This is a genomic window from Thermosynechococcus sp. TG215 (assembly GCF_031583455.1).
Lineage (GTDB): Bacteria > Cyanobacteriota > Cyanobacteriia > Thermosynechococcales > Thermosynechococcaceae > Thermosynechococcus.
The window spans coordinates 602591-624144 of record NZ_CP134178.1 but is presented as its reverse complement, the minus strand read 5'-3'; the positions used below and the strand labels follow the sequence as shown (position 1 = coordinate 624144).

Sequence of the window (21554 nt, the reverse complement as noted above, 5' to 3'; positions counted from 1 at the left end):
TAAGATGAAACCATGACAAAAGATTTTTTCCCGCCCCGTCCCAAAATCGAGCCGAAAATCTACGCCTACGAGGACACCAACCCGCAGTATGCGGGCCTGCTCAAGATCGGCTACACCACGAAGAGCGTGCAGGAGCGGGTGGCGCAGCAGTATCCTACGCTCCGTCCTGGCGAGAAGCCCTACCGCATTGTGCTGGAGGAGCCGGCCATCCGCAACGACGGCACGGGCTTTACCGACCACGATGTGCACCGCATGCTGCGCATCAACGGCATCGCGCATGCCGGCGGCGAGTGGTTCCGCTGCACGGTCAAAGATGTGAAGTCCGCTATCAATGCTGTGCGGGCAGGTCAATTGATAGAAGAACAGCGATCGCTTAACTTCCCCCTGCGCCCAGAGCAGCAAGCAGCGGTTGAGAAGACCATGGCCTATTTCCAGAACTATCGCCGGGAAAACGGCAAGCCGCCCCATTTCCTCTGGAACTGCAAGATGCGCTTCGGCAAGACCTTCGCCGCCTACCAACTGGCCAAGCGCATGGGCTGGAAAAAGATGCTGGTGCTCACCTTCAAGCCGGCGGTGCAAAACGCCTGGGAAGAAGACCTGCGCACGCATGTGGATTTCGTGGGTTGGCAGTTCATCAAGCCGGGCGGCCTCACCTACGAACAGGCGGACAAGAACAGACCCATCGTCTGCTTCGGTTCCTTTCAGGATTATCTGGGCCGCAATCCGAGCACGAACGGGATCAAGACCAAAAACGAATGGGTCCATGCTACCCATTGGGACTGCGTGATTTTTGACGAATATCACTTCGGCGCCTGGCGAGAGAAAGCCAAAGACCTTTTTGAATCCGAAGACGAGCGCGAGCGCAAAGCGGCGGAAGGCGAAGCCATCGACTACTTTGATGAAGACATTCTGCCCATCACCGCGGATCACTACTTGTATCTCTCAGGCACGCCGTTCCGAGCCATTGCCACCGGCGAATTCATCGAAGAGCAGATCTACAACTGGACTTATTCTGACGAACAGAAAGCTAAAGAAGAGTGGCAGGGAGACAATAACCCCTACGCTGCATTGCCGCGGATGGTGCTGATGACCTATCAACTGCCGGATGACATCCGCGACGTGGCGATGAAAGGCGAATTCAACGAATTTGACCTGAACGTATTCTTTTCAGCAGAGGGCGTCGGCGAGCAGGCGCGGTTCACGTATGAAGAGGAAGTCCAGAAGTGGCTCGATCTGATTCGCGGCGCACACTTGCCAACGAGTTTAGACAACTTGCGTTTGGGTGCGCAGAAACCGCCCTTGCCTTATTCTGATGTGCGGCTGTTGAATGTGCTGTCGCATACGCTTTGGTTTTTGCCCAGCGTTGCCTCTTGCTACGCTATGCAGAATCTGCTGGCAAAGAGCCAAAATAAATTCTACCACGATTACAAAGTCATCGTTGCTGCCGGTGCAGCTGCGGGTATTGGGGTCAATGCTCTACCGCCTGTTCTCGAAGCAATGGGTGATCCCCTCAAGACCAAAACCATCACCCTCACCTGCGGTAAGCTCACCACCGGCGTGACGGTGCGGCCCTGGACAGGGATCTTCATGCTGCGCAACACCTCCAGCCCAGAGACCTACTTTCAGGCCGCCTTTCGCGTGCAAAGCCCTTGGATCATCAAAAATCCCGACGGCGTTTCGCCCAATGAGGAGCTGATCCTCAAAAAGGAGTGCTACGTCTTCGATTTTGCGCCGGATCGGGCCTTGCGCCAGATCGCCGACTACAGTTGCCGCCTGAACGTCAACGGGGAAGACCCGGAAAGGAAGGTGGCGGAATTTATCCAATTTTTGCCGGTGTTGGCCTACGACGGCAGTTCCATGAAGCAGATTGACGCCGCCGGGGTGCTCGATATGGCCATGGCCGGGACCACGGCAACCCTGTTGGCTCGCCGCTGGGAAAGCGCGCTGCTGGTGAACGTGGACGACGACACGCTGCGGCGGTTGATGAACAATGAAGAGGCGATGCAGGCGCTGATGCGCATCGAGGGGTTCCGCAATCTCAATCAGGAGATCGAGACCATCATCAACAAATCTGAAGCGGTCAAGAAGGCGAAGAAAGAGGCAAATGACCAGAAACTTTCCTCTCAAAAGAAAAAGCAGCTCACAGAAGAAGAAAAGGAATTCAAGAGCAAGCGTAAGCAAATTCAGGAAAAACTGATCAAATTTGCCACCCGCATCCCCATTTTCATGTACCTGACCGATTACCGGGAACGAACACTGCGGGACGTGATCACGCAATTGGAGCCGGGGTTGTTCAAGAAGGTCACAGGGTTGACGGTCAAAGACTTTGAACTGCTCGTCAGCTTGGGGGTGTTCAACAGCGCGTTGATGAACGATGCGGTGTATAAGTTCAAAAGATATGAAGACCCGAGCTTGGCTTACACAGGGATTAATAAGCATGAAGGGAAAGAGATCGGCTTGTATGATACCGTCCTCTGTCGAGGAAATTGCCCCTCATCCCTGCCTGAAGTTAGCAATTTATAGGAATTGATCTCGGAAGTGAGCGCTTGCTGGCGCAGTTCGAATACCACATCAAGCTCTATGAGGCGCTCTTTATCCAGCACATGATGAATGCCCTGCGCCCCGCTGGGCGCGCCGCTGTGGTGCTCAAGGAAGGGCTGCTGTTTGACTCCATTTGACTCCAAGAAGATGCTGCGCCACATCTGCCGCAAGCTTGTGGAGCAGTTCGAGATCCTAGCGGTCATCAGCCTGCCCAACGGCGTCTTCAACCCCTACAGCGGAGCCAAGACCAGCGTCGGGGTTTTCCGCAAGCCCCTAGGCAGGGACGATGTGCGGACTTCCAAGGTGTGGTTCTATCGGGTGGAAAGCGACGGGCGTGACCTCGGCGCCACCCGCCGCCCGCTACCCGATTTTGCAACCGACGGGGATCTCGCACACATGGTTTCGCTCTGGCTCTACACCTAGCGGCAGGAAAAGGACAGCGGTGTAAGGGCGATCCTCAAAGCCGATGACCTCAAGCAGTTTGAAAGCGAAAAATCCTAGTGGGCAACGATAGACCAGATTCGCGCGATCGACGACAACCCGACCGCACGCCGCTACTGCCGGCACCAAGCCGAGGCCGTCGAGCACGAAAAGCCGGAGGTGCTCATCAATCGCCTGCTGGAGCTAGAGGAGGAAATATACTGAAGACCTGCGCCAGCTTCTGGCGATGGTATCGGGAAATAATTTTGTCAGCAGTTCACAACGCTCGATAAATGCTTAATGATAAATGCTTAATAAATTAGCTTAGTCATGAGGAGGTGCGCACCATGAACGGGAAGACTTCACTGTTGACCCTGATTTTAGAAGGCAGGTTTGTCCGCTCAGGTCGAATAGCTGTTTCACAGCTTTCAGAGCTTTTGTCGAGCCTTCAAAAAGTCTTTTACCGAACCGGCCAAGTGCTCTTAGGCGAAACCGATAGTATTCGCAAAGGACCCAAGTCGAAACAGCTCAAGCAGCTTCTGGAATTAGACCTTATTGAGATTAACCACGGAAGCCCATCAACCCTACTCCGCTTCGACAGGCGAGCTGAACCAAGCTTGTTCCCCGAAGAGGATTTTTTACTTCACATCTTAGAGACTGCTCTTACAGGCATACACGAAGTCCAGGAGCCGGGTGATGTCCTTCCTCGTGGATTTGATCGGGGAGTCTTACTTGCATGGCGTGATGTCGGCAGGCTTTTCCAGAAAGAAGTATATTCAATAACTTTTGAACTCAATCATCGTCCGAGTCCGCTACAGGTTCAGTACACCCCCCAAGCGTTCCAAGTAATCCAGCAGCGGATTCAGGGACCCAAAACTCACCTCACCACCATTGAAGGCCGCTTGCTTATGGCGGACTTCAAAGAAGAAGGTATGCGGTTACGGGTTCATCCTCCTGTTGGTGATCCAGTCGTATGCGTGTTCGACGAGGAGCAAAAGGAAGAGGTACTTGAGAATCTTCTGCGTCGCGTCCGCATAATCGGTGAAGCACTCAGCGATCCTGAGACCGGCAAGATTAACCGAGTGCGTATCCACGACATCGAACCTTTAGAGGAACTCACGGAGGCGATAGAGGAAATTCCGCTCGCTCCAGCAGAAGTTTATGATTTCTGGACTTCAAGAACACTGAAAGAACTTGCCCAAATGCAGGGCGTCCAGCCTGTAGCTAATCTTGCTACTTTATATGGCACTTGGCCCGGCGAACGCAACGATAGCTTTGAGGAGTTTATTCAAGAATTGCGACAAGGCAATGTCATCGGGAGGCATGGCTCGTGACATCCGCCTATCTGCTCTTGAATACTAACATTCTCTCATACATCATGAAAGGTGCGCCAGAGGCGAGGCTTTATGAGAATCATCTCTTCGGCAAAACCTTGGCGATTTCCTTCATCACCGTTGGCGAACTTTGGGCAGGGGCAGAATACGCTGGGTGGGGAGAGCAGAAGCGAAAGAAGCTTGAGAGCGTGCTCCGTAACTTTGTGGTGATTCCTTATGACTACGAAATCGCAAAAAAGTACGGCGAGATTGTTGCAGGACGAAAGCGTATCGGTAAGCCGATTTCCTTTGCCGATGCTTGGATCGCTGCTTGTGCACTGTGCTATCAGGTGCCGCTCGTTACTCATAACGAGAAAGACTTCCAGAATATACCCAACCTTTCCGTAATCACACAGCAAGGTGGTCAGACACCATGACCACGTTTGCCATCACAGTATTCGGCTGAGTCAATACTGTTTGCCGGCGTTAGAGAGACCATCGCTGTTGATGATGGACAATGCACCAATCCATCTGCAAGGGGCGATTCAGGTAGTGGTGAAAGCGGCAGGTCACGCGGTGTTATTTTTACCGAAATCCTCTCCTGATTTGAATGTGATTGAGCACGACTTCAGTGCGCTGAAGCGAGCGCGGAGGTATGCAGGGTCAAACAGTTCGATTGATGAGGTGATTCGCAAGTATTGTGCTGCATAATATCTCATTCTTTATTGGAGTAGCTATATAGGGATTGATTCGGAAGTGAGCGCTTGTTGGCGCAGTAGTCGCAGTAGTTTTTGCCAATGCTCTGGCAGAGGGGCGATCGCCACAATCTCCTCACCTGTACGGGGATGCTGCAACGCTAAGCGATAGGCATGGAGCGCTTGGCCGGGCAGTTTTACTTTTAGCGGTGCACCGCGGCCATAGACAGGATCCCCCAACAGCGGCCAACCCAAGTGGGCGGCATGAACGCGGATTTGATGGGTGCGACCGGTTTCAAGGCGAAACTCCACAAGGGCACAGTGGCGGAAGCGCTCCTGCACGTACCAGTGGGTAATTGCTGTGCGGCCTTTTTCTGGAGGCACCACCGCCATCTTTTTGCGATCCACCGGGTGACGACCAATGGGCGTAATTACCGTTCCACTGTCCTGCGGGGGCTGGCCATAGACGACACCAAGGTAATGGCGCTGCATTTGCCGTGCTTTCAATTGCTGTTGCAGATGGTGTAGGGCAAACTCCGTTTTGGCAACAACCATCACCCCAGAGGTGTCTTTGTCTAGGCGATGCACAATCCCCGGTCGCTGGACACCGCCAATGTCTGTCAACTCAGGGCAATGGGCTAACAGACCATGAACCAGGGTGCCGTGGCGATGACCGGGGGCAGGATGCACCACTAGATCCACGGGTTTATTGAGAATCAGTAACTCATCATCCTCATAGAGAATACTCAGGGGTAGGGGTTCAGGGATTAAATCCAACGGCTCTGGTTCAGGGAGCACCACCTGCAGTACCTCACCACCACTGAGGGGCTGATTTTTGCGATCGCACACTTGGCCATTAATCCGCACATAGCCCTGTTGGATCAGCTGCTGCCAGCGCGATCGCGAGAGTTCAGGATGCCGCTGTGCAAGAAACGTATCGAGGCGATCGCCCCCCTGTTCTACCTTGAAGGTCAGCGATGTCGTCATGCCCCCAACTACACCAGTGTATGCCCAAGGGCTAAACCCACCACTAGCATCCCTAAGACGAGAAAGGGTTGAGCACTGGCTTGGTACTTGACATCGTTTTTCAAGGGATCCCGCAGGAAGTACATATCCTGAAAGACGATTTGGGGAATAATCAGCAAAATCAGCAGCACTGCATAAAGATTGGCATGAATCGCCATCAGGTAGCCCGCAATCCCCAACTGGAAAATGTCAATCATCAGAACACAAATCCATGCGGCGGTAGTAACGCCAAACATCACCGGCAAGGAAGCCAAGCCGAGTTGGCGATCGCCCTCAACGCTTTTGAAGTCATTGACAATGGCAATACCCAAGCCCGCCAAACTGTAAATCAACGTCAAGATCACAATCGTCGGTGTCAATTCGCCAAAAAGGGCGTGACCTGCCCACCACGGTAAAGCAATGTAGCTGGCTCCGAGGGCATAATTCCCCAGCCAACCATTCTTTTTCAGCTTCAGGGGCGGTGCGGAATAAATATACGCCAAAAAGCCTCCCAGCAAAGCAATTTTGGTCACAGGGAACGTGGGATGGTCAGCCCATAGATCGAGTAGAACAGCTAGACCCAAACCTGCGACAACGAGGAAGATAATCTGCGCCCGCACTTGGTTAAGGGAAATCGCCCCTGAAGGAATGGGACGGTAGGGTTCGTTAATCGCATCAATCTCGCGATCGTAGTAATCGTTGAGCGTTTGCGTATAGCCCGCCATCAAAGGTCCCGACAGCAGCATACAGGTCGCTGCCTTGAGCACATCCTCCAGACTCCAGGTAAATCCCCCCGACGAGGCTGCACCACAGACCACGCCCCAAATGAGGGGGATCCATGTAATCGGCTTCATTAGTTGCAGGCGAATTTTCCAGATATTGGTCTCGCCGCTTTTGGCACCCTTCATGCCCAGCAGTTGCCGTGCGGCTGCAGTAGTGGTTTCCGTGGATGTTGAAGTCGTCGTTGAATCGGGGGTTTCCGTCATAGCGCTTGTTGTGCTCAGCAATCACCTCAATGATTATAGTCGTTTCACCTTCCGCCACCTAGGGGGATCATGTTGCCCTCTAGCGTGGGCAGGATGTTAAAAGTTGTCCTCGTAAATTTGCCGATCGCCCGTGGTGTAGGTCAGGATAGAAGCGAAACTCCTTTTAGAATCCTTCTAGAATCCTTCAGCGTCAGTGGAACAACCGCAGATTGTGCCATGACCCCTGTCTCCATCCCTGATTATCTTAAACGCGCTCTACCGGCGGCCATTGCCACGGCGATCGCCACGGTGGGTGTCCTTGCGCTGCGAGTGGGGGGCCTGCTGGAACCGTTGGAATTAAGAGCCTATGACCAATGGCTGCGCTGGCGATCGACACCGGCCACGTCCCAGCGACTGCTGATTGTTGAAATTACCGAGGCTGATATTCAAACCCTCAAGCAGTACCCCATTCCCGACGAGGTGCTCATTCAAGCTGTCAATGAATTGCAGGAGCACCAACCCAAGGTCATTGGCATTGACATTTTTCGCGATTTTCCGGTGCCCGATCGCTTCAAGCTGCCAAGCGATGTGCTGCCCTCCCTCGGACGGGTGATGATGACCCAGCCCAACACCGTTATTGTCTGTAAAGTGGGGGGCGAAACAGATCCCGGAATTGCCCCACCCGCTGGACTGCTCAATGATCAGGTGGGATTTGCAGACATTCCCATTGATGAGGATGGTGTGGTGCGGCGGGCGATTTTGGCAACTCAACCCGAAGCCAGCGATCGCTGCTCTACCCCTCAATCCTTCGCTTTAGCGTTGGCGCGTCTTTTTTTAGGGGTGAATCCCCAAGCAGTGACTCAGAACCGCCTTGACTTGGGAACAGCACGCTTTCAAGCCTTAACCAGTAACTGGGGAGGCTACAGCCACTTAGATGCAGCCGGGTTTCAAATCCTGATCAACTACGCCCGCCCAACCCAGCCCTATGAAACCGTGACCCTGAGCGAGGTGCTCAAGGGGCAAGTCTTGCCCTCTAAGGTGCGCGATCGCGCCGTCCTCATTGGCCTCACTGGCAGTAGTAGTAACGATAAGTTTTTGATTCCAATGACACTGCCGGGGCAAACCAACCGCCTGACCCCCGGTGTTGTGGTTCAAGCAGCGATCCTTGAAGATTTGCTAGCAGCGGCTCTCGATAACCGTTCTCCTATGGGTACATGGCCGCAGGGGGCGATCGCCCTTTGGATTCTGGCTTGGTCTGGCCTTGGTGCCCTGATCATCGCCAAGGGACAGCGCTGGGTGATTGTGCCGCTGCTGGTTGCTGGGGGACTGGGTCTCAGTGGCCTGACATTCCTCCTCTTTTTACAGGGGAGTTGGATTCCGCTGGTGGCACCTCTGGTTGGCTTTGGCAGTGCGGCGGTTTTGATGCTGGGCTATCGTGCCTTCAGTCCTGCAGAATCCACCCCTACCCCCTCTACACCGACGGCTGTTCCCGGTGGCTGCTCAGCAACTCCCTTGGAGTTCATGACTGAAGGCATCAGTCAATCAACCACACCTGAATCAGCCCCCATTCTGGAAATCCCCGAAACCTCGCCAACAGAAGTCTCTCGCCTAGAGACGGATGCCAATGCAACGGTGCTGCAACCGGAAACAGCAATTTCCTTTACCCCCATCGAACCTACCCCACCCCCTAGAGATCAACCCCACACCGCACCTACCCTCCTCACCTCCGTCGTTGATCAAATTCCCCCCACAGAGATCCGCGAGACACCACCACAATCCATCACTGAGCGGGAAACCTTCTTAGTGGTTCACCCTGAGGATGCTGCCACTGCCGCCACCGAATTGCCAGAAACTCCCACAACTGCTCCTGAACCTACCCATATTGATCTTCCTGAAACCCAGAGGGTGGTTCCTACCCCGCAGCCAACAGTTCCCTCAGAGATCCCCTCGACACTGCGCCCTGATTTACCAGAAACCCAACTGACGGTTCCCGAAGCCTTAACAACGATGCCAGAGACCCCTAGCATCCCTACTGTTGATTTACCCGAAACGCAACTCACCCTACCTGAGCCACTAACGACCCCAGAACTGACCTCGACGCCCTCAACCCAATTTGCAACCAGTGTGGACTTGCCTGAAACGCAACTATCCATTCCTAAGACGGCACCGGACATCACCTCAACTCCACCCACCCAATTTACAACCAGCGCAGATTTGCCCGAAACCCAATTGTCAATCCCAGCCACCCCCAAGGGAGACCTACCAGCAACCCAGCCATCCAACCCTGACCCCTTAACCGCGGCGCCTGTGGATCCCACCCAGCGGCCAGAGGTGATTCCCACCACGACAGTCCCCTCGCCGCCCCCCCCAACGACAGAGACGCAAACACCGAGCGGCACCCAACCCAAAACCACCGTCATTTCTGACATCAGCGAAGAACCCAGTGAACCCTTACCACAAACTGTGGGGGGACGCTACCGTGTCCTCAGTCAACTCGGCGAAGGGGGATTTGGGCGCACGTTCTTGGCTGCGGATTTACATCTGCCAGATCATCCGATCTGCGTGGTCAAGCAGTTGGTGCCCTCCCGTAAGGATGAACGTTTTTTGGCCATTGCCCGTCGCCTCTTTCAGCGGGAAGCAGAAACCTTAGCCCAATTGGGTCAACATGAGCGTATCCCTCGATTACTGGCTTACTTTGAAGAGGGGGGATATTTCTATCTCACCCAAGAGTATGTGGATGGGGAATCCCTCAAGGAGGAGTTTGAAAAGAAAATTACCCTCTCCCAAGCCGAAGCCCTCACCATTCTCAAGAGCATTCTGGAAATTTTGCAGTATGTGCATCAGTTTGGGGTGGTGCATCGCGACATTAAGCCTGCCAATATCATGCGCCGCCGCAGTGATCAACAACTGTTTTTGATTGACTTTGGGGCGGTACGCCATGTCCAGCCCGAGGAGTTGCTCCAGCACGGCAAATATACGATCTCCATTGGTACCCGTGGGTATGCCCCTAGCGAGCAAATGGCAGGACGACCGGTGATTGCCAGTGATATTTACTCTTTGGGTATGGTTATTGTTGAAGGTCTGACGGGACTCGCCCCGATGGATTTGCCCTCTGATCGCAACACGGGTGATATGATTTGGCAGCCGGGACGGCATCTTTCGCCGCAGTTTGTTGCCATTATCAATAAAATGATCAAGTATAACTTTCGCGATCGCTACCAGAGTGCTGCAGAGGTGCTCACCGATTTGGCCAAGGCTGGACTTTAGGCCTATAGACCCAAGTTTTAGCGCTGTAGAGGGGGCTTGCAGTTCTTATTTATGCGGCTCAATCGTTGTGAAAAAAGGCTGTATGATAGATAGTACCGTTTCCTTTTTTTAACATTAGACACTTTGGAGGCATCGCAACGTGGCTGGAACGACAGGAGAACGACCATTTTCCGACATTATTACCAGTGTCCGTTATTGGGTGATTCATAGCATCACCATTCCGGCGTTGTTCATTGCTGGCTGGCTCTTTGTCAGCACCGGTTTGGCCTATGATGTGTTTGGCACACCACGCCCCGATAGCTACTATGCTCAGGAACAGCGGTCGATTCCTCTGGTGACCGATCGCTTTCAAGCTAAACAACAAGTTGAAACCTTCTTAGAACAGGTGAAGTAGGATTGCCATGACCAGTAATACCCCCAATCAAGAACCCGTTTCTTACCCGATTTTTACGGTCCGCTGGTTGGCCGTTCACACGCTTGCTGTGCCCACGATTTTCTTCCTCGGGGCGATCGCGGCTATGCAGTTTATCCAACGTTAGGAAGGTGCAGCCATGGAACCGAATCCCAATCGTCAGCCGGTCGAACTGAATCGCACATCCCTGTACCTAGGGTTGTTGCTGATCTTCGTCCTTGCGTTGCTCTTTTCAAGCTACTTCTTTAACTAAATTCTTCTCTATAACTGAATCTGCTTAGGAGGAATTGATCATGTTGTCTGAAGGCGGACGCATTCCCCTGTGGGTTGTGGCCACGGTGGCTGGCATGGGGGTCATTGTGATTGTCGGGCTGTTCTTCTACGGTGCTTACGCTGGTCTTGGCTCCTCTCTCTAACGATTGGGGTCTTGGCGCGTACGCAATTGTAGCCAGATCAGTCCTAGGGTGACTCCCAAAAGAACCGTTGCTGCGGCAGCGGCATAGCCAAAGTCAAATAACGCAAACGCCTGTTGGTAAATATAAAATACCAGCAGGTTTGTTGTATCTAAGGGGCCGCCACCGGTCACCACATAGACCTGTTCAAAACTGCGCAATGTGAAAATCGTTGTTGTGACAAACACCAAAATTAAGGTGGGTCGCAACCCCGGCAGCGTAATGTAGCGAAACTGTTGCCAAGCATTGGCACCATCGAGAAGTGCCGCTTCATAGCGATCGCGAGGAATGGTTTGCAACCCCGCCAAAAAGACCACTAAATTAAACCCCAACTGCTTCCAGCTACTGAGCAAAATTAGCACTGGCATTGCCCAAGCGGGATCACTCAGCCAAGCAATCGGTTGTCCCCCTAAGGTTTGCACCAGTTGATTCACCGGGCCATCGGTTTGAAACAGCCAACGAAACCCTAAACCCACCGCCACAATCGAGGTCATTGTTGGCAAAAAGTAGGCCGTGCGCAGCAGATCCCGTCCCCTGATCCCTTGGTTGAGACCCACCGCCAAGAGTAAGGGCAGCACAATCGTGGGGAGCACCGTTGCCCCTGTGAAATAAACGGTATTGCCAATCACCTGCCAAAAGTCTGGACTCAGGAGCAATTGCTGATAATTTTGCAGGCCAACCCAACGCACCCCTTCTTGACTAAAACTCCCCGTCGTAAAACTAAGATAGACAAGGTACAAAATCGGCAAAAAAACAAAAATTGTCAGAAACAAAAGTGCAGGTAAAAGGAATAACCAAGCGACTCCTATCGGTGACAAAAAAACATCCCCCAATCGTGGGAGTTGCGATCGCGCCATTGGCAAAGGTGATGACCTCAAAATTCATCTTTCTATAAATTCAATCCTAGGGTAGTGGCTCCCAAAATTGGAAATGATAAGATCAAAATCAAAATGCACGCCATCTTGGGGAGATGCTGTGATTCACACTGCGCCATTGCCCACGACTACCCCCTCTCACATTTCTGATCATAGTCGTCTAAAGCTGTTTTCGGGTTCTGCCAACACTGCCCTTGCTCAGGAAATTGCCCGCTACCTCGGTATTGATCTCGGCCCAATGGTGCGCAAGCGATTTGCTGATGGCGAGCTGTATGTGCAGATTCAAGAATCCATTCGCGGTTGTGATGTCTATCTGATCCAGCCCTGTTGCCGACCCGTCAATGACCACCTGATGGAACTGCTGATCATGGTGGATGCCTGCCGCCGCGCTTCAGCCCGCCAAGTGACTGCGGTGATTCCCTACTATGGCTATGCCCGTGCCGATCGCAAGACCGCTGGCCGCGAGTCCATTACCGCTAAACTAGTAGCCAACCTGATTACTCAAGCGGGAGCGAGTCGCGTTCTGGCCATGGATCTGCACTCAGCGCAAATTCAAGGCTATTTTGACATTCCCGTGGATCATGTCTATGGTTCACCCGTGCTCCTTGACTACCTGCGCAGCAAAAATCTTGAGGATATTGTGGTGGTGTCCCCCGACGTGGGTGGGGTGGCTCGTGCCCGTGCCTTTGCCAATAAGCTTGATGATGCGCCCCTAGCCATTATTGATAAACGACGCCAAGCCCACAATGTGGCTGAAGTGATGAACGTGGTGGGGGATGTTAAGGGCAAGACAGCGGTGCTCGTGGATGACATGATTGATACAGCCGGCACGATTTTAGAAGGAGCACGGTTACTGCGGCGGGAAGGTGCCAAGGAAGTCTATGCCTGTGCCACCCATGCGGTTTTTTCACCGCCAGCGATCGAGCGACTCCAAGGAGGGGATTTTGAAGAGGTGATTGTCACCAACACGATTCCTGTACCGGAGACGCAACGCTTTCCCCAACTCACGGTGCTGTCGGTGGCGAGTATTCTCGGCGAAACCATTTGGCGCATCCATGAAGATAGCTCTGTGAGCAGTATGTTCCGCTAAAACCGCTAAAATAGGTGTTCTTAGTCGCCTAGGAGGATTGCAGGCATGGGGCGAATGGCCTTACTCAGCACCAGCAATAAGCAGGGACTGGTGGCGTTGGCTACGGCCTTGGTGCAGGAGTTTGGCTTTACGCTCCTGAGTAGTGGTGGCACCGCAAAGACCTTACAGGCAGCGGGGATTCCCGTGACAACGGTCTCGGAGTACACAGGGGCACCGGAAATCCTTGGTGGGCGGGTCAAGACCCTGCATCCCAAAATTCACGGCGGTATTTTGGCACGGCGCGATCGCCCCGAAGACGCGGCTGATCTGCAAGCCCAAGGGATTCATCCGATTGATCTGGTGGTTGTCAATCTCTATCCCTTTGCCGAAACAATTGCCCAGCCCAACGTGACCCTTGCCGAGGCGATCGAGCAAATTGATATTGGTGGGCCGACGCTGATTCGCGCTGCTGCCAAAAACCATGCCCATGTGACAGTATTGGTGGATCCCAGCCAGTATGAAACTTACCTTCAGGAATTACGATTACACGGGGAAGCTCAACCTGCTTTTCGCCTTGCCTGTGCCCAGCGGGCGTTTGCGCTGACGGCCAGTTACGATCAGGCGATCGCCGAGTATCTCCAAGAAATCACGTCCCCTGGTACTGAACCAGAAATTCTGCCGCCGGTCTTCCACCTGACGGGGCAGCAAAAACAAGTCTTGCGCTATGGCGAAAATCCCCATCAACGGGCTGCTTGGTACATCAGTGGGGCACACCCCAGTGGTTGGGCAGCCGCCGACCTGCTTCAGGGCAAAGAACTTAGCTACAACAACCTGCTAGATCTAGAAGCGGCACGGGCAGTGATCAGTGAATTTTTAGGGGAGGGTGCCCCCGCTGCCGTCATTATTAAACACACCAATCCCTGTGGCGTGGCTGAGGGCAAAACCCTTGTGGAAGCCTACGAACGTGCCTTTGCAGCCGACAGTGTTTCTGCCTTTGGCGGCATTGTTGCCCTGAATCGCCCCTTGGATGTGGCCACCGCTGAAGCCTTCACCCGTACCTTTTTAGAGTGTGTGGTGGCTCCCGCCTGTGAGGAAGCAGCGCTACCGATCCTGAAAACCAAACCCAAGATGCGGGTTCTCACCTTACCTGAGTTGCAGACGGCTCCCACGACGGCGATTCAAACCATTGCTGGCGGCTTTCTTGTCCAAGATATTCACCCCGTCCCCATTGATCCAGAGGCGTGGCAAGTGGTCACCGCCACCGCACCCAGTCCAGAGTTGATGGCAGAACTGATCTTTGCTTGGAAAGTGGTGAAACACGTTAAGTCCAATGCCATTGTGGTCAGTCGCGATCGCCAAACCCGCGGCATTGGCGCCGGTCAAATGAATCGGGTGGGTGCTGTACACATTGCCCTCAGGGAGGCCGGTGAGGCTGCCCGCGGCGCTGTACTGGCCAGTGATGGCTTTTTCCCCTTTGCCGATTCTGTGCAAGCCGCTGCCCTTGCTGGTATTGCGGCGATTATTCAACCGGGGGGCAGTTTGCGGGATAATGAGTCTATCCAAGCAGCCAATGAAGCGGGAATTGCCATGGTCTTTACCAACCGGCGACACTTCCGCCACTAGGAAATAGCGATGGCGGTGCGGCTCGGTATTATCAGTGATCCCCACATTGCTCTGCCGGAGACGATTCCGACGGATCATCCCCCCATTTTTCTCTATGAAGTGAGTATTCCTGCTTTTGAAGCAGCCGTCACTCATCTTCTTGATCTGGGTATTGATGCTTTGTTGATGCCCGGTGACCTGACACGGGATGGCGAAGTCGTTAACCACCGCTGGCTCAGTCGCTATCTGCAAACCCTGCCCATTCCCTGCTATGTGATTCCGGGGAATCACGATGTGCCTCTGCCGCTAGGAGATCACAAGCGTATTGGTTGGGCTGACTTTCCCCAGTGGTATCCCCATGCGGGCTATGGCAAGGGCGCCAAGCATTACTATCAAACCCTGCTTGCAGACAACCTACAACTGATTGCCCTGAATTCCAACCAATTTAGCCCGACAGGTCAGCAGATGGGGGCAGTCGATCAAGGACAACTGGCATGGTTGGCGGCTCTATTGGCAAAACCTTTTGCCGGACTGCGCCTTGTAATGATTCACCACAATGTCCTTGAGCATTGGCCACAACAGAGCCAAAGTCCAATGGGGCAGCGCTACCTCTTGGAGAATCGGGTGGAACTCCTCAACCTCCTGCGATCGGCGGGGGTGGCCTTGGTCTTAACCGGACATCTCCATGTCCAAGACATTGCCTATGAGCAGGGGCTGTTTGATCTAACGACGGGTTCCCTCGTCAGCTATCCCCATCCCTATCGCCGGCTCATTTTGCAGCAACATCCCCAAGGGGGCTGGCAAGTGGATGTGGAATCCTACCGCATTGAATCTCTGAAGACCTATCCCACCTTGAGTGATCTCTCCCGCCAATGGATGCTGCAGCGGGGTGCGGGGTTTATGGTGCGCTTTCTCACCTTACCGCCCTTTAATTTATCGGAAACTGAGGCCCAGCCCCTCGCCCAAGCCCTATCGTCCCTCTGGCCAGAAATTGCCCAAGGAGATACCCAAGTCACACTACCGACCCTACCCGAACCCTTGGCCGCCTACTTTGCCCAGTTTAACCACAGAGCACCAGCGGAGTATCCCCAGCTGCGGGACAACAATACGGTCTTTGTCATTTAGCACCTCGCAATTCCTTTGGTTGGGATGGTAGAGTCCCAAAACCTGCTCTAATAGGGGGTTGAGGCACGAATTGGACGCAAAGTAGTGACGTTTGGTCAGTGGATTGGCTTGCTGGTACTGGGGGTGTGTCTCTACATCCTCTGGGAAATTCGCCAAGTGTTACTCTTGGTCTTTTTGGCGGTGGTCTTGGCAACGGCACTCAACTGGCTGCAATTGCGACTCCAGAGCTGGGGACTACAACGAGGCCGGGCGATCGCCATCAGTATTAGCTTGACTTTCCTGATCATCTTTGGTTTCTTTTGGATGATCATTCCCCCCTTTTTGCAGGAAGCGCAGCAACTGGGTGTATTGATTCCCAAGGGGTTAGGACGGGTGGAAGCATGGCTGGATGAGATGGCTTACCTTTTGCCAAGGAGCGGCTTTGATGATACCCCTGTCATTAATCGGCTGATTACCCAGTTAGAGCCATTCCTTGAGCAAATCTTTAATAACTTCCTTGCCCTCTTTTCCAATACACTGGCAGTCTTATTAAATACGCTGTTGGTCTTGGTGCTGACGGTGATGCTAGTGATTGATCCTCAGTCCTACCGTCGGGGATTCATTCGCCTCTTTCCAGCGTTTTATCGGTCTCGCATTGACACGATTCTCACCGAAAGTGAACAGGCGCTCTTGGCATGGCTGGCGGGCACAGGCTTGAATATGCTGGTCATTGGTGTGGTCAGTGGCATTGCTCTTGCGCTACTGGGGGTGCGGTTGGTCTTGGCCAATGCTTTCCTAGCCGGTTTGCTGGAGGCGATTCCCAATATTGGCCCTGCCCTGAGTGTGATTCCGCCGATGATCATTGCTTTTATTGACAATCCGTGGCGGGCGGTGGCCGTTCTCATTGCCTACATTGTGATTCAACAGTTGGAGCAATACCTGCTGGTGCCTGTCGTCATGGCCAAACAGGTGGCTCTACTGCCCGCTGTGACGCTGGTTTCACAAATTATTTTTGCCATTTTCTTTGGCTTTCTGGGCTTACTGCTGGCACTGCCTCTGGTGATTGTGGGTCAAATTTGGTTTACAGAAATTGTGCTCAAGGACATTCTCGATCGCTGGCAGCCCAGCCCGCCACCTGCAGGGTCAAATCCACCAATTTTGCCGCTGCCCCCGCCGCCCCCACCTGCTGCCGCAAATCCTGCCGCATCTGATGCAATTTCTGAGGATGGCTCAATAGAGACTTAATCTGATCAGCAACCACCGCCGGCTCAATCGGACCCACCAGTTCTGGTACAATTTCTCTGCCTGCCCAGATATTCGGCCACGCCTTGTAGCCGAGACCCTGTTTCACTAAGTCCCAATCCATCTCTGGCGATCGCCACAACTGCCAAAATCGCCGCCAGCCCAATCCCTTGGCCACCAGTGCCCAAAACACCAATGCCGTCCACTGTCGCCCGATCTCTGGCAAGCCCACCAGCAACCCGGCTAACCCATCCCAAGGGTGTGCCCGCTGTACCCGCAGTTGTTGGGCCGGCAAAAGAACAATCATCGGCACATTCAAGGCGGCCAGTTCAGCGGTATTGGCGCCAACGGTCGTCACACAGAGGGCAACCTGCCGCAGCAGGGGATAGTTGGGTAACTGCTGCCAGAGATAGACCTTCGTACCCCTCGGCGTCTCCAGATAGGGTAGCCCCTCACTGGGTTGGATGAGTGTCGCCGTCGTGCCCTCAACGTGCTTGAGTTCGGGGTTAAAGCGGGGATCGGCGTAGCAACTGAGGGTCTTGAGCGTCAGGGTGGGTGCCACTGGAATCACACACTGAATCGGGGGATGAGCAGCAGCTAAATGGTCGGCGATCGCCAGCGAAAGGGGCACCCCCAGCTTGAGCTTATTGGGCTTGGAACCCACCATCAGACCCACAAGGGGAGCATCTGCAGCAACGCCTAACTGTTGGCGCACATCAGGCAGGGAATCGAGGGCAAGGGCTTGCACATCGGTCATCAGATCCCCCACCACCGCCACCTTAGCTCTTGTTTTGCCCACGGGGAGCGGACGCCGCAACCCAATGCCATCCACCCACCCTTGCCAGCGTGCCTGCCACTCACAGTAGAGCACACAGCGATAGCCCAGACGCTTGGCCAACAGCACCGCAAAGAGTTGATCGCCCCCCAAGAAGACCACAACCCCTTGGGCAAACCAATCCCAATTACTACGGGTGGTCTTTGTGCGCAGGAGGTGCCAGAACTCTGCCGCGGGCAGCACCCGATCCACCCCCGCATAGCGGCGCGCAATCCCCGCCTCCTGACCACTGGCATGGGGACAGGGAACAATGACCACTGAAACCCGCAGCCCCTCTCTGACCTGTTGCCGCAGCGTTGTTACAAAGGGATACACCCAAGTGGCCAGTTCACCGGGGCCATTGCTGACAACCACAATTTCAAGGGGAGATGTCATGGGTTATGTTCCCCTTGAATGCAAAATTGGCTGCCGTCAGTCTCCCTAAGACATTTCTTGAATAATGTAGTCAAAGTAGGGTGCCGCCACTTCAGCATCTTCAGTGCTGAGCAGTGCCAAGGAGGCGTCCTTGAGGCAACGAATGGCTTCTGCCATCCCTGTCATTGGCACACCAAGGGAGTTGTACATTTCCCGCACCCCAATAATACCCGTGCGCTCAATGGGGTCTTTGTCACCCGCGAGGATGCCATAGGTAATCAGGCGCATGTACCAGCCATAGTCACGCAGACAGAGGGCACGCTGTTTCTGGCCGTAGGCATTGCCCCCCGGTGAGATGAAGTCAGGCCGCTTCTGCCACAGTTGTTTGCTGGCTTGCTCAACAATGCGTTTCTCATTTTCGGCCAGTGTCGTGGCAATGCGGAGGCGTTGCTCACCCGTTTGGAAAAAGTCACTAATCGTCTGGAGTTCGCCCGTGGTGGGGTAGCGCAATTCATCGTCCGCTTTAAGAAGAACCTGACTAATGACACTCATATTGCTAACACCGCTTAATACATCCCTCATTTTAGAGGACGGCGACCCCTTGTTGACGCCACTCCTGATCAAAATCTCGACGGTTGATAGAGGAATTTAGCGGTGTCGATGGCAAACCACAGCAAGACAGCCCCCTAGAGCCAATCTGCTCCCTTGGTGATAGGATCAATGCGGTTTGCACTGGTTTTCGTTCACCTGTGATTGATCTCAAACAACTGCGAGAAAATCCCCAAGCCTTTGGCGATCGCCTGCGGCGGCGCGGCGGTGACTTTGACCTTGACCGCATTTTAGAATTGGATGCCCAGCAGCGTCAGCTGGAACAACAGCGATCGCACCTCCAAGCCCGCAGTAACGAAATTGGTGCCCTCGTCGGCAAAAAGATCAAGTCCGGCGTTGCCGCCACTGACCCCGAAATTCAAGCCCTCAAGGCCGAGGCCAACGATCTCAAGCAGCAACTCAGTGATCTTGAACCCCAAGAACGGCAACTTAAGGAAGAATTGGAACGCCTGCTGCTAACGATTCCCAACCCCCCCAGTGAGACCACCCCCATTGGCCGCGATGAAACCGAAAACGTTGAGGTACGCCGCTGGGGTGAGGAGTATAAACCGAGCCAGCCTTGTCAGCCCCACTGGGACATTGCGACTCAATTGGGACTCTGGGATGTGGAGCGATCGGTGAAAGTAGCGCAGAGTCGCTTTGTTACCCTCTTGGGCATGGGGGCTGCCCTTGAGCGAGCCTTGATCCAATTCATGCTTGATACGCACCGCGATCGCGGCTATGTGGAGGTCTTGCCGCCCTTGTTGGTCAATAGTGCCTCACTGACGGGAACGGGGCAGTTACCCAAATTTGCCGAGGAAAGTTTTCGCTGTGCCGATGATGATCTCTGGCTGATTCCGACAGCGGAAGTGCCGGTGACGAATCTCTACCGCGATGAAATTTTAGCTGCCGATCAATTGCCCATTTACCACTGTGCCTACACCCCCTGTTTTCGCCGTGAAGCGGGGAGCTATGGCAAAGATACACGTGGCCTGATTCGCCTACACCAATTCAACAAAGTGGAGTTGGTCAAGTTTGTTCACCCGGAAACCTCTGCCGCTGAACATGAAGCCCTTGTGGCCGATGCCGAGTATATTCTCCAAGCCCTGAAGTTGCCCTATCGAGTGATTGAACTGTGTACTGGCGATTTGGGCTTTGGCGCCATGAAGTGCTACGACTTAGAGGTGTGGCTGCCCGCTGCCGGCTGTTACCGCGAAATTTCCAGTTGCTCGAACTTTGGCGATTTCCAAGCGCGGCGTGCCAAGATTCGCTTCAAAGCTGCCAAGCAAAAAGGGACACAGTTTGTCCACACCCTCAATGGCTCTGGCCTAGCCGTTGGACGAACCATGGCAGCCATTCTCGAAAACTACCAACAACCCGATGGGACGGTGCGGGTACCAGCGGTGCTGCAACCTTACTTGAAGTGTAGCCACATTGGCGGGGCAAAATCGTGAACACCACTCTCGGGGCGATCGCCCAAGCTTTGGGGTTAGATACAACTCATCCAGATCTGCCAATCACAGGCATTTCCACTGACTCCCGCCAAATCGCAACTGGCAATCTCTTTGTTGCTCTGCGGGGGGAAACCTTTGATGGCCATCAATTTGTCGATCTGGCCGCCGCCGCCGGCGCGATCGCCCTAATTGTCGAGGTGCCGGTGTCTTCTGCTCTGCCGCAACTTCAGGTAGCCAATACCCTGAGTGCCTATCAACGCTTGGGACAGTGGTGGCGGCAGCAATGTCCAGCCAAAGTCATTGCCGTCACTGGCTCCGTGGGCAAAACCACCACCAAGGAAATGATTGCCGCTGTTCTGAGTCACTATGGCGCCGTCCTCAAAACCGAAGCCAACTTCAATAACGAGATTGGCGTGCCCAAAACCCTTTTACAACTGGAACCCCACCACCAATTTGCCGTGATTGAAATGGGGATGCGGGCGCGCGGTGAAATTGCCCTTTTGAGCCAGATTGTCCAACCGGATGTTGCCGTGATTACCAATGTGGGTACTGCCCATATTGGCCGCCTCGGTTCCCGCGAAGCCATTGCCCAAGCCAAATGCGAACTGCTTGCCGAAATGCCCCAAGGGGGAACAGCCGTGCTCAATGCCGATAGTCCCCTACTTTTGCCGACAGCGGCGCAGGTCTGGTCAGGGCCCACAATTACCTATGGCCTTGAGGGGGGCACCCTACGGGGAATCTATCAACCGCCCCAAACCCTCCACGTGGCTGGACGCACCTACACCGTTCCCCTTGCGGGGGCACACCATGCCTTGAACTTTCTGGCTGTCCTTGGGGTGCTGCAAGCCTTGGACTTAAAGAGCGATCGCCTGCCCCGACAGTTGACGTTAGAATTGCCCAGTGGTCGGGGCGGTCGCTATCGCCTCGAACCCGATATTTGGCTACTGGATGAAACCTACAACGCGGGTCTGGAATCGATGGTCGCCGCCTTGCACCTGTTGCGATCGCTCCCCGGTCAGCGGCATCTGGCAGTTCTTGGCCCCATGCGGGAACTGGGGGACTTTGCGGTTGCCTTCCATGAGCAGGTGGGAGCCACGGTTGCCCAATTAGACCTCGATGGCCTTTTAATTCTCGATAAGGGCGATGAGGGAGCAGCTCTTGCGCGGGGGGCAGGGCGCGTTCCCAGTCAGCAATTTGCTTCCCATGAAGAATTGGTGGCCTATTTGCTGCAGCATTTACAGCCGGGCGATCGCCTCCTCTTTAAGGCCTCCCATGCCGTTGCCTTGGATCGCGTAGTGAATGAACTGCGGCAGCGCTGGCCAAAACTTCAGTCCGGTTGAGACTTGCCAAGAGCGGTGAAC

Annotated in this window: 20 protein-coding genes and 1 pseudogene; 17 read left to right on the top strand and 4 right to left on the bottom strand. The window is 54.1% G+C overall.

The features are described from left to right. The first annotated feature begins 12 nt into the window (after positions 1-12). From RHJ02_RS02855 to RHJ02_RS02830, 6 genes and pseudogenes are all read left to right on the top strand, one after another. Entirely contained in the window at positions 13-2523 is a 2511-nt protein-coding gene (locus tag RHJ02_RS02855; protein ID WP_310800435.1) for a GIY-YIG nuclease family protein, read from the top strand. Between the two features lie 23 nt (positions 2524-2546). Continuing rightward, on the top strand, positions 2547-2678 hold the full coding sequence (locus tag RHJ02_RS02850; RefSeq protein WP_206200984.1) for an N-6 DNA methylase: 132 nt from the start codon (positions 2547-2549) through the stop codon (positions 2676-2678). Beyond that, positions 2665-2964: an N-6 DNA methylase gene (locus RHJ02_RS02845; protein WP_310822145.1), complete on the top strand. Its 300-nt coding sequence runs from the start codon at positions 2665-2667 to the stop codon at positions 2962-2964. The genes RHJ02_RS02850 and RHJ02_RS02845 overlap by 14 nt, the downstream gene beginning before the upstream one ends. Before the next feature lie 344 nt (positions 2965-3308). After that, positions 3309-4295 (top strand): hypothetical protein, encoded by a 987-nt coding sequence (locus RHJ02_RS02840; protein ID WP_206200982.1) that lies wholly within the window; start codon positions 3309-3311, stop codon positions 4293-4295. Continuing rightward, a complete protein-coding gene (locus RHJ02_RS02835; protein WP_302678794.1) occupies positions 4292-4711 on the top strand; it encodes a type II toxin-antitoxin system VapC family toxin in 420 nt (139 codons plus the stop codon). Before RHJ02_RS02840 ends, RHJ02_RS02835 begins: the two co-directional genes overlap by 4 nt. Positions 4712-4736: 25 nt before the next feature. Then, positions 4737-4985 (top strand): annotated as a pseudogene (locus tag RHJ02_RS02830) (transposase); the annotation flags it as partial. A 23-nt stretch (positions 4986-5008) separates the two neighbouring features. On the opposite strand, the gene RHJ02_RS02825 reads toward RHJ02_RS02830, so the two are convergent. Next, complete coding sequence (locus RHJ02_RS02825) at positions 5009-5956, bottom strand: RluA family pseudouridine synthase (protein WP_310744779.1); 948 nt, start codon at positions 5954-5956, stop codon at positions 5009-5011. Positions 5957-5964: 8 nt separating this feature from the next. Further along, positions 5965-6960 carry a chlorophyll synthase ChlG gene (gene chlG, locus RHJ02_RS02820; RefSeq protein WP_206200978.1) on the bottom strand — a complete coding sequence of 332 codons (996 nt, stop codon included), beginning with the start codon at positions 6958-6960 and terminating at the stop codon, positions 5965-5967. 216 nt (positions 6961-7176) lie between these two features. Between chlG and RHJ02_RS02815 the strand changes: the two genes are divergently transcribed. The 5 genes from RHJ02_RS02815 to RHJ02_RS02795 all read left to right on the top strand — a co-directional run bounded on the left by RHJ02_RS02815 (position 7177) and on the right by RHJ02_RS02795 (position 11034). Continuing rightward, complete coding sequence (locus RHJ02_RS02815) at positions 7177-10206, top strand: CHASE2 domain-containing protein (protein WP_310800433.1); 3030 nt, start codon at positions 7177-7179, stop codon at positions 10204-10206. A 139-nt stretch (positions 10207-10345) separates the two neighbouring features. After that, positions 10346-10600, top strand: coding sequence for a cytochrome b559 subunit alpha (gene psbE / locus RHJ02_RS02810; protein WP_149820457.1), 255 nt, complete (start codon positions 10346-10348; stop codon positions 10598-10600). 7 nt (positions 10601-10607) lie between these two features. Beyond that, entirely contained in the window at positions 10608-10745 is a 138-nt protein-coding gene (gene psbF, locus RHJ02_RS02805) for a cytochrome b559 subunit beta (protein ID WP_099798824.1), read from the top strand. A gap of 12 nt (positions 10746-10757) precedes the next feature. Beyond that, complete coding sequence (locus RHJ02_RS02800) at positions 10758-10871, top strand: photosystem II reaction center protein L (RefSeq protein WP_149820459.1); 114 nt, start codon at positions 10758-10760, stop codon at positions 10869-10871. 43 nt (positions 10872-10914) lie between these two features. Next, positions 10915-11034, top strand: a complete 120-nt coding sequence (locus tag RHJ02_RS02795; RefSeq protein WP_099798822.1) for a photosystem II reaction center protein J — start codon at positions 10915-10917, stop codon at positions 11032-11034. On the opposite strand, the gene RHJ02_RS02790 is transcribed toward RHJ02_RS02795, so the two are convergent. Continuing rightward, positions 11031-11927, bottom strand: coding sequence for a carbohydrate ABC transporter permease (locus RHJ02_RS02790; RefSeq protein WP_206200976.1), 897 nt, complete (start codon positions 11925-11927; stop codon positions 11031-11033). The genes RHJ02_RS02795 and RHJ02_RS02790 overlap by 4 nt on opposite strands. 73 nt (positions 11928-12000) lie before the next feature. On the opposite strand from RHJ02_RS02790, the gene RHJ02_RS02785 reads away from it, so the two are divergent. The 4 genes from RHJ02_RS02785 (at position 12001) to RHJ02_RS02770 (ending at position 16965) form a co-directional block, all read left to right on the top strand. Next, on the top strand, positions 12001-13035 hold the full coding sequence (locus tag RHJ02_RS02785; RefSeq protein ID WP_149820465.1) for a ribose-phosphate pyrophosphokinase: 1035 nt from the start codon (positions 12001-12003) through the stop codon (positions 13033-13035). 45 nt (positions 13036-13080) lie between these two features. Then, positions 13081-14637, top strand: a complete 1557-nt coding sequence (purH, locus tag RHJ02_RS02780) for a bifunctional phosphoribosylaminoimidazolecarboxamide formyltransferase/IMP cyclohydrolase (protein ID WP_206200975.1) — start codon at positions 13081-13083, stop codon at positions 14635-14637. 9 nt (positions 14638-14646) lie between these two features. Continuing rightward, the gene (locus RHJ02_RS02775) at positions 14647-15741 is read left to right on the top strand and encodes a metallophosphoesterase (RefSeq protein ID WP_206200974.1); all 1095 of its coding nucleotides are present in this window, start codon (positions 14647-14649) and stop codon (positions 15739-15741) included. A gap of 84 nt (positions 15742-15825) precedes the next feature. Continuing rightward, a complete protein-coding gene (locus RHJ02_RS02770; RefSeq protein ID WP_399379748.1) occupies positions 15826-16965 on the top strand; it encodes an AI-2E family transporter in 1140 nt (379 codons plus the stop codon). A 1252-nt stretch (positions 16966-18217) separates the two neighbouring features. Here RHJ02_RS02770 and apcD read toward each other — a convergent pair. After that, positions 18218-18703, bottom strand: coding sequence for an allophycocyanin subunit alpha-B (gene apcD / locus RHJ02_RS02760; protein ID WP_190278062.1), 486 nt, complete (start codon positions 18701-18703; stop codon positions 18218-18220). Positions 18704-18900: 197 nt separating this feature from the next. On the opposite strand from apcD, the gene serS reads away from it, so the two are divergent. After that, entirely contained in the window at positions 18901-20193 is a 1293-nt protein-coding gene (serS, locus tag RHJ02_RS02755) for a serine--tRNA ligase (RefSeq protein ID WP_310743341.1), read from the top strand. Next, positions 20190-21533 carry a UDP-N-acetylmuramoyl-tripeptide--D-alanyl-D-alanine ligase gene (murF, locus tag RHJ02_RS02750; protein WP_310800431.1) on the top strand — a complete coding sequence of 448 codons (1344 nt, stop codon included), beginning with the start codon at positions 20190-20192 and terminating at the stop codon, positions 21531-21533. Before serS ends, murF begins: the two co-directional genes overlap by 4 nt. Positions 21534-21554 lie beyond the last annotated feature (21 nt).